6 protein-coding genes are annotated in these 7,184 nt (G+C 37.0%); 2 read left to right on the forward strand and 4 right to left on the reverse strand.

The window, feature by feature from the left end:
• Positions 1–9 precede the first annotated feature (9 nt).
• Entirely contained in the window at positions 10–1,890 is a 1,881-nt protein-coding gene (gene selB / locus AC3A54_RS07480) for a selenocysteine-specific translation elongation factor (RefSeq protein WP_487653996.1), read from the reverse strand.
• Between the two features lie 253 nt (positions 1,891–2,143).
• Between selB and AC3A54_RS07485 the strand changes: the two genes are divergently transcribed.
• Positions 2,144–3,448, forward strand: a complete 1,305-nt coding sequence (locus AC3A54_RS07485) for an Nramp family divalent metal transporter (RefSeq protein WP_487653997.1) — start codon at positions 2,144–2,146, stop codon at positions 3,446–3,448.
• A 205-nt stretch (positions 3,449–3,653) separates the two neighbouring features.
• A complete protein-coding gene (locus tag AC3A54_RS07490; RefSeq protein WP_487653998.1) occupies positions 3,654–4,346 on the forward strand; it encodes a tyrosine-type recombinase/integrase in 693 nt (230 codons plus the stop codon).
• Positions 4,347–4,551: 205 nt separating this feature from the next.
• On the opposite strand, the gene AC3A54_RS07495 is transcribed toward AC3A54_RS07490, so the two are convergent.
• From AC3A54_RS07495 to lepB, 3 genes are all read right to left on the reverse strand, one after another.
• Positions 4,552–5,337, reverse strand: coding sequence for a hypothetical protein (locus tag AC3A54_RS07495; protein ID WP_487653999.1), 786 nt, complete (start codon positions 5,335–5,337; stop codon positions 4,552–4,554).
• Positions 5,334–5,834 (reverse strand): RNA polymerase sigma factor, encoded by a 501-nt coding sequence (locus AC3A54_RS07500; protein ID WP_487654000.1) that lies wholly within the window; start codon positions 5,832–5,834, stop codon positions 5,334–5,336. The genes AC3A54_RS07495 and AC3A54_RS07500 overlap by 4 nt, the downstream gene beginning before the upstream one ends.
• A gap of 893 nt (positions 5,835–6,727) precedes the next feature.
• The coding region (gene lepB, locus AC3A54_RS07505; RefSeq protein ID WP_487654001.1) for a signal peptidase I at positions 6,728–7,184 on the reverse strand (457 nt) is incomplete at its 5' end.

Genomic DNA, 7,184 nt, shown 5'->3' on the forward strand with positions numbered 1-7,184 from the left:
AGGACTTTTTCAACTTACCCATTTGCGCTTATTTTCAACTCTTTTTGTTAAGCCTTTGGCATCCAATCTTTCTAAAAATGGAATCATATATTTTCTCGATAAGTCTAAGATATCCTTTGCTTCACCGACCTCAAATTCAGCTCCCGTTTGGCTTTTAAGCTTACTAACTGCCTCAGTAAAAATATCTCCGTGATAGGCAAACTGCTCATCTAACGGTACGATTAGTGCTTGCTCCTCTAAAAATTTTTTTAAATCAAATACAAGATTTTCAGGAATGCCTGCTGCTGAAAAATAGTCATTTAAGTAGCGGACCTTTAAGCCATCCTTTTTCATTTCCTCCAGCAAATTCTCTGTCCGCCTTGACCAGTTTTTCGGAACATGTGGTACAAACGTCGCCAAGAATACAAATTGTTCTCTTCGTTTAAATACTCCTTTTGATATTCCATTTTCAACGACAAAATCAAGTAAGGATTTTGGGAATCCTTTTTGCATGGATTGTAACAACTCAGCTTTATTTATGCCAGTTTTCATTGAATGAGACAGATGAAATTCCTGTAATCGATCGAATATGTCTTCTTCTATGGCATTAATTAATAATTGTAATGTGTACTCTTTTCCATTGTAGAAAACAAATTCAGGATTATCTAAATGCTGAATTAATATTGCTTCATCTAGTGCAGTACGTTTTATTAACTCCGCTAACGGAAGACTCTTCGCTTCAATTAGAGCCGAAGTAATCCGTTCTCTAGGTGAGCCTACTTTTTTCTTTTCCAGCTCATCTATGGTTTGATTCCCGAATCGGTACTTACTTCCACGTGGATCAATTACCCAGCCACCGCCGATTGTTTCTTGTGGACTAGGTCTACGTAGAATAAAGCGGTCGCCCCGCTTTGTTAGGATTTCTTCTTCCAGACGAAGCTGGCAAAGAATTTCTCCATTTTCCTCTTTAATTTCGTTACGATCAAAGAAAACAATTCTACCCATAACCTCTGCTGTTCCAATATGTAGTTTAATTGGCATCCGCTGCTTGACCATATGTTCAAGATCCTCAACCACACGGATAGCTACATCCACTGTTTTTGTTACAATAAAATGCTCGGAAGAAACAAGAACATCACCCCGCTCTATATCTTCCTTTGAAATGGAGAGGTTAAGCGCTGTCCTTTGGCCTGCATATGCTTTTTGTGCAGGCTTATGATGTACTTGAATCTGCCGTGCTCTTACTTCCAGTCCTTTAGGCATGATCTTCAGCACTTGTCCCTCTTCCACCGTTCCCTCATAAACAGTTCCACGAACAACGGTTCCTTGGCCTTTCACGGTAAACACTTGATCGATTGGCAGGCGGAAGGCCCCTTTCGCATCTCGCATTTCCTGTTCTTTTAGCGTTTTAATAATTACGCTTTTTATTTCCTCAATGCCTTTTCCTGATAAACTGTCAACAAGGACAAAAGGGGCTTCTTCAAAAACAGTACCCGTTAGCTCTTCTAAAATATCATCCTTAACAAGTTCAATGAATTCTTCATCTACCCGATCAATTTTAGAGATGGCTATCAGCCCATTTTTTACACCTAAGAATTTTAATATATCTAAATGCTCCCTAGTTTGAGGCATAACACCTTCATCCGCAGCTACCACTAACACCACCAAATCGATTCCCGCTACTCCAGCTATCATTTGCCTAATAAACCGTTCATGGCCTGGAACATCTATCACTGAAATCTGTATTTCGTCATCTTCATATAGAGGAGCAAATCCCAATTCGATGGAGATTTGTCGTTCTTTTTCTTCTTTTAACCGATCTGTATCCACATTGGTCAGCGCTTTCGTTAAGGATGTTTTCCCGTGATCAATATGCCCTGCCATACCAATTGTAAAATATCGTTTTTCCAAGTTTGCCACCTTCTTAAAATCGTTCTTTCATATAACTGTAGCGTTTATAGAGCAATTGTTCAAGAGAACATTTTTAGACAGTTACTGCATATTCTAATCAAAGTTTAATATTCTATCATAGGCAAAAGTATTCACAAATCTTTGTATTTTATATATAATAGTTTTATAAATTTGCATCAGCGCAACATTTGTTCACTCACGAACAAACCTTGCATTACAGAAAAAAACAAACAAAATGAAAGGATGGTGTCTTATGAGCCAGACCGAATCACTAGCAGTTGAAGGGGCTCGAGCAGCAGAACACCGAACAGTTGCTGCCGCTAGAGATGCCATAAACGGAAAAGTTAAAGGCATACGGGCATTACTGCCGTTCCTTGGACCCGCCTTCATTGCCTCCATTGCTTATATTGATCCAGGGAATTTTGCTACTAACATTCAGAGCGGTGCACGATTTGGTTATAAAATGTTATGGGTAATTGTTTTAGCCAACTTAATGGCGATGCTTTTACAAAACATGTCAGGAAAACTAGGTATTGCAACAGGTAGAAGTCTCCCTGAAATTTGCCGGGTTTATATGCCAAAATGGCTTGTACTAATTATGTGGATTGTTTCAGAGTTAGCAGCAATGGCAACCGATCTTGCAGAATTTTTAGGAGCAACACTGGCCTTAAACCTTCTTGCAGGTATACCAATGTTATTTGCTACTATTATTACGGGGGTTGTTACCTATTTAATATTATTGTTAGAAAAGTATGGATTTCGCCCACTTGAAAAGTTTATTGCAGCATTTGCCGTATTGATTGGGTTGTGTTACTTAGTGGAAACCGTGCTTTCCCAACCAAATTTTTCGCAAATTGCTTATCATAGTGTCGTCCCATGGCTAGGCAATAATGAAAGTATCCTCCTTGCAGTTGGAGTAATCGGTGCTACTGTTATGCCGCATGCGATTTATTTACACTCCAGTTTAACTCAAGGACGGATTGTTCCTCGAAATGACTTAGAAAAAGTGAAAATCCAAAAGTTTAGTACAAAAGAGATTTTCATTGCTATGACCTTAGCTGGTTTCGTTAATTTATCGATGATGTACATGGCGGCATCTGTCTTCAATTCTTCTGGTCACAGTCAAATTGCTGATATTCAATCTGCCTATCACACACTCACACCGCTGCTAGGTTCTGCCGCGGCAAGTGTGTTTCTCATTTCCTTACTTGCCTCAGGAATTTCAAGTTCTGTGGTTGGTACGATGGCTGGGCAGGTTATCATGCAAGGATTTGTTGGTTTTACCATACCACTTTGGTTCCGTCGTCTAATTACCATGCTCCCAACGGTAATTATCGTGGCTATTGGGGTCGACCCAACTCGAACACTTGTTATTAGCCAGGTTGTTCTAAGTATTGTATTACCTTTTCCCATTATTGCATTAATCTACTTTACCCAAAAGAAAGATCTAATGGGTGTGTTAACGAATAAACGAATAACCACCGTCTTTGCCAGTCTCTTTGCTATCACTATATTAGGGTTAAATGTATGGTTGGTCATTCAGACATTATTAGGTTAAATGAAAGATTTTAGAATATTTCACAACAAAAAGGCTTAAAGGAAACCTCTCTAAGCCTCTTTGTTATTATTTCAAATAAAGCCCCCAGTTAGCTCAATAACAAATTGATATTTTTCCACCTTTGACATATTTATTACAATCATCCATACCCCACCTCTTTTCCTTTCATATACTGAAATAGGACAAGTAAAGGAGGTGTAGATAATTGGGAAAAGATAAAGATGAAAAAGAAAAAAATAGGACAAATCCATTTAACAATGAAATTCAAACTTGTTGCGATTGTGGCGGGTGCTGTTTGGTTCATCAGCAATTCACAATTGAAGAAAATCTGCCAGCTTCAGGACAACCTGGAACGTTGACAGTCTTTGAAGCCAATCCCTTTGAACCTGCATGTGTTCCAGGTTCAAGTGGACCATGTGTAAGTGACTCAGAGGCAGGCGAGGTGTCGATTCAGCAGGTATCTCTATTAACGTTACCATTTGGCACCGTCATTGCCCGGAACATTGGAAACTTTGCGTTTGATTTTACCCTGGTCGGGGAAAATACAGAGGATGACGTTATCACGAAAACCGTACCTCCAGGAGCACAGGTCGCCCTCTCAGGAGTGGTCCGAAGGGTTGATCTTCAATATCCGACTGACCCTGTACACGCGTTTTTACCTTTGACCTATTCTTCTATCCAAGTGATCCGATTTAAATATAGCAGTTTAAATAGCTATGCCACACACTTATTGAACAATGTAGCACCCATTGATGTCATTCAAAATTTACTAGGACACGAAAAAAGCGAAACCACTAGGATTTACGCTGAGTTGAGTGGAAGCCAAATGGTACTGCTTTATAATTTTACAAAATTCAATCTCGTATGCAAGTTCTTGACCTCTCTCTTAAGTTTTTAATGAAATTCCATTCTAAATGATTTGCCCGCTTTAATCATAAACCTTGGTTCCTTTACCATTTTACCAAAGGATATGAATAAAAATCTTTTGGATATTGTCAAAGGTAAGGCGAGGTTTCCTTGGTTTGTTAAATTGTTTTGACAATATTTGAAGAACATTCTTCACATTTTATTTATATTAAGTTCGAATTCAGTTGTTCTGGTGTTCATTTATCATTTTTTGATGTATCCTTTTCTATATTTTTCGGTTGGAGTGGATTGTTTTGTAAAATGTTTTCTACTTCTTCATATCCCTCAGGAAATGCATAGTTATATCTTGCTGGAAGCGCGAAAACATATTCATTATTTTCTCCCAGCTTTGTTGGCCCAATAGGTGCTGCGCCAATATGAAATTCCTCCCTTTCGAGTGCGGACCATTGTTCATGAGTAAAAATCATAATCGGAATATCTTGTCTCGGTTTTTCCTGCGTCCATTCAGGATGTCTAATTAGAAGGATATTACCATTTTCAATTATTTTATTTGTTTGATCATTAGAAATACCTTCCCAAGAGTCCAAAATAATCTGATAACTCTCCCAACTTTTAGGTAACGTAAAAGTAAATCCATATTCTGTATTTTCATAAAGGATAGTGTCTACTTCGTTCTGATTATTAGCCTCTTTATCATTAACCACTATGTTTTTATCAATTGTAGTAGGTTCCTTACTTTGTTGCCCTTGTTTATTTGAGTCGGAGCTTGATAGACTGTCCTTAATTATTGGAATTGCAAGAATGGCGAATAACACGAGGGCAGCAATACTTAACAAACATACTGAAATCTTTTTCATCAGTACACCACTCCTCTTTGTCTTCTTATCATATAAACTTGCAAATTGTAATAGGTTTTCATGAATTATATTTTGGGTATCTTCAGTAAACTTTTGTTCATAATCAGGTTCTGGTAATGACCGAATTTTTGTCTCTAAATCATAAAATTTCTCATTATCTTTCATAGAGTAAATCCTCCTATACATTTTTGTAGCGACTTTAACGCGCGGTGATAGGTTATTCGAACCTTATTTTCATTCCAATTTAATATAAATGCTGTTTCAGATACAGAGAGTTCTTTAATCCCTCTAAGGATGATTACATCTCGATAATTTGCTTTTAATGATTGGATTGCTTGATAAAGCAACCTGTTATTTTCATTTAGTTGTAGAATTTTCTCGGGGGTTTCCTTATCCGTTTGCTCATCCCGGAACCAAATCGTTTGTTTTATCCTTAAACGCTTTCTTTTTCTAATTTCATCTAGCCCAACATTTCGCGCAATCGAAAAAAGCCAGGTTTTAGGATTTGATTTGTTCTGAAAAGTATCAAAGCCTTTAATTGCTCGGATAAAAACTTCCTGCACCAGATCTTCTACATCACTTGACCCGATGTAATAAACTAAAAAATGGTATATATCTTTGTTGTACAAATAAAACCACTCCGAAATTTTATTTCTAATCATCAGCTGGTCAACTCCAATTTTTCTCCGACTTTTTATACTTATAAATTAGTCGAATCAACGCAATATTTATTTCAATTTTACAAATATTATTTAAGATTTATTCGATAATTGGTTAACACGAATACTAACACCATGTTAGTGCAGTAAAATAAGGAGCTTGAAATTCAAGCTCCATTCAATTGAAACATTAATAATCATTTGATGAATTTAATTACCGGGAATGACTCTGCTTTAACAGAGTTAATAAAAAATATTAAGAAAAATAATAAGTATATATCAATTATTTTTCCAAAGACCTGACCAGTTGCCATCCATGCAGCAGAGCTGCACTATAGAAAATGGAATTTAAATCGTTCTTCCATGGTAGTGGAACAAATGGAAAAAAGCTCTACTCCTTATTGAAGTAATGCACCCATATATACAGTATGATTTTTGACCGTATCCATAGTAAATAATGAAACAAAAACAGCCACTTTTCTAACTTTACTTACTTAATATATACATTAAGGAAATATAGTTTTCAACGTAAACAACGATAGGACTTTACTTGGAGAGGTGGGTATGATAGGCTCGTTTGCCTGATGAAACAACTGCTTCAGCCTTTCAAGACAAATCGTACCTATAGAGGCTCCAAGTCAAGTCCTTAAACGCTTATCTATGAATACATATAAACAAAGGTAAAGGGTGCATCACATCAATGTTTTTTTTGCTGATACTGTATATATGGGGGCATTAGTTTAAGTACATTTTTTCACAATCTTAGCTTTAATACAGAAATGCTGCCCCGTTTGCTAAATAAGGAATTCAACAAAAAAGGTGGTTAACCCTTCCTGGATCAACGCACCCGATGGTTTTGAAGAAGATGCCAGTCCAACAATATGCATAAGCAGCAATTAGTTATTTACGATTTTAATTTCTTTTATTGGATAATAAACAACATTTGTTGTTCCTATTACCTTTTCCATTGGTATCGCTCCAATATCACGGCTGTCTTTGCTTTGCCTTCTGTTATCTCCCATTACAAACAAACTATCTTTAGGGACAGTATTACTACCTACAGCGGTCTCCTTTAAAGTGAAAGAGTATGTTAAAGTTCCATCATTAAGTCTTTTCTTATATTTTTCTAAATAAGGTTCGTTGTATGCCTTCCCATTTATATATAAAACATCATTTTTATACTCAATACTGTCACCTGGGAGTCCGATTACACGTTTTATGTAATCCCTGCCGTCTGGGGCGTGAAACACAACAATATCAAATCTTTTCGGTTCCGCAATTTTGGTTACAACCATACGGTCCTTGTCCTGGAGAGTGGGGTTCATTGATTCACCGTCAACAACAATGGGGGTA

The sequence above is a fragment of the Neobacillus sp. Soil_C_43 genome (assembly GCF_057656715.1).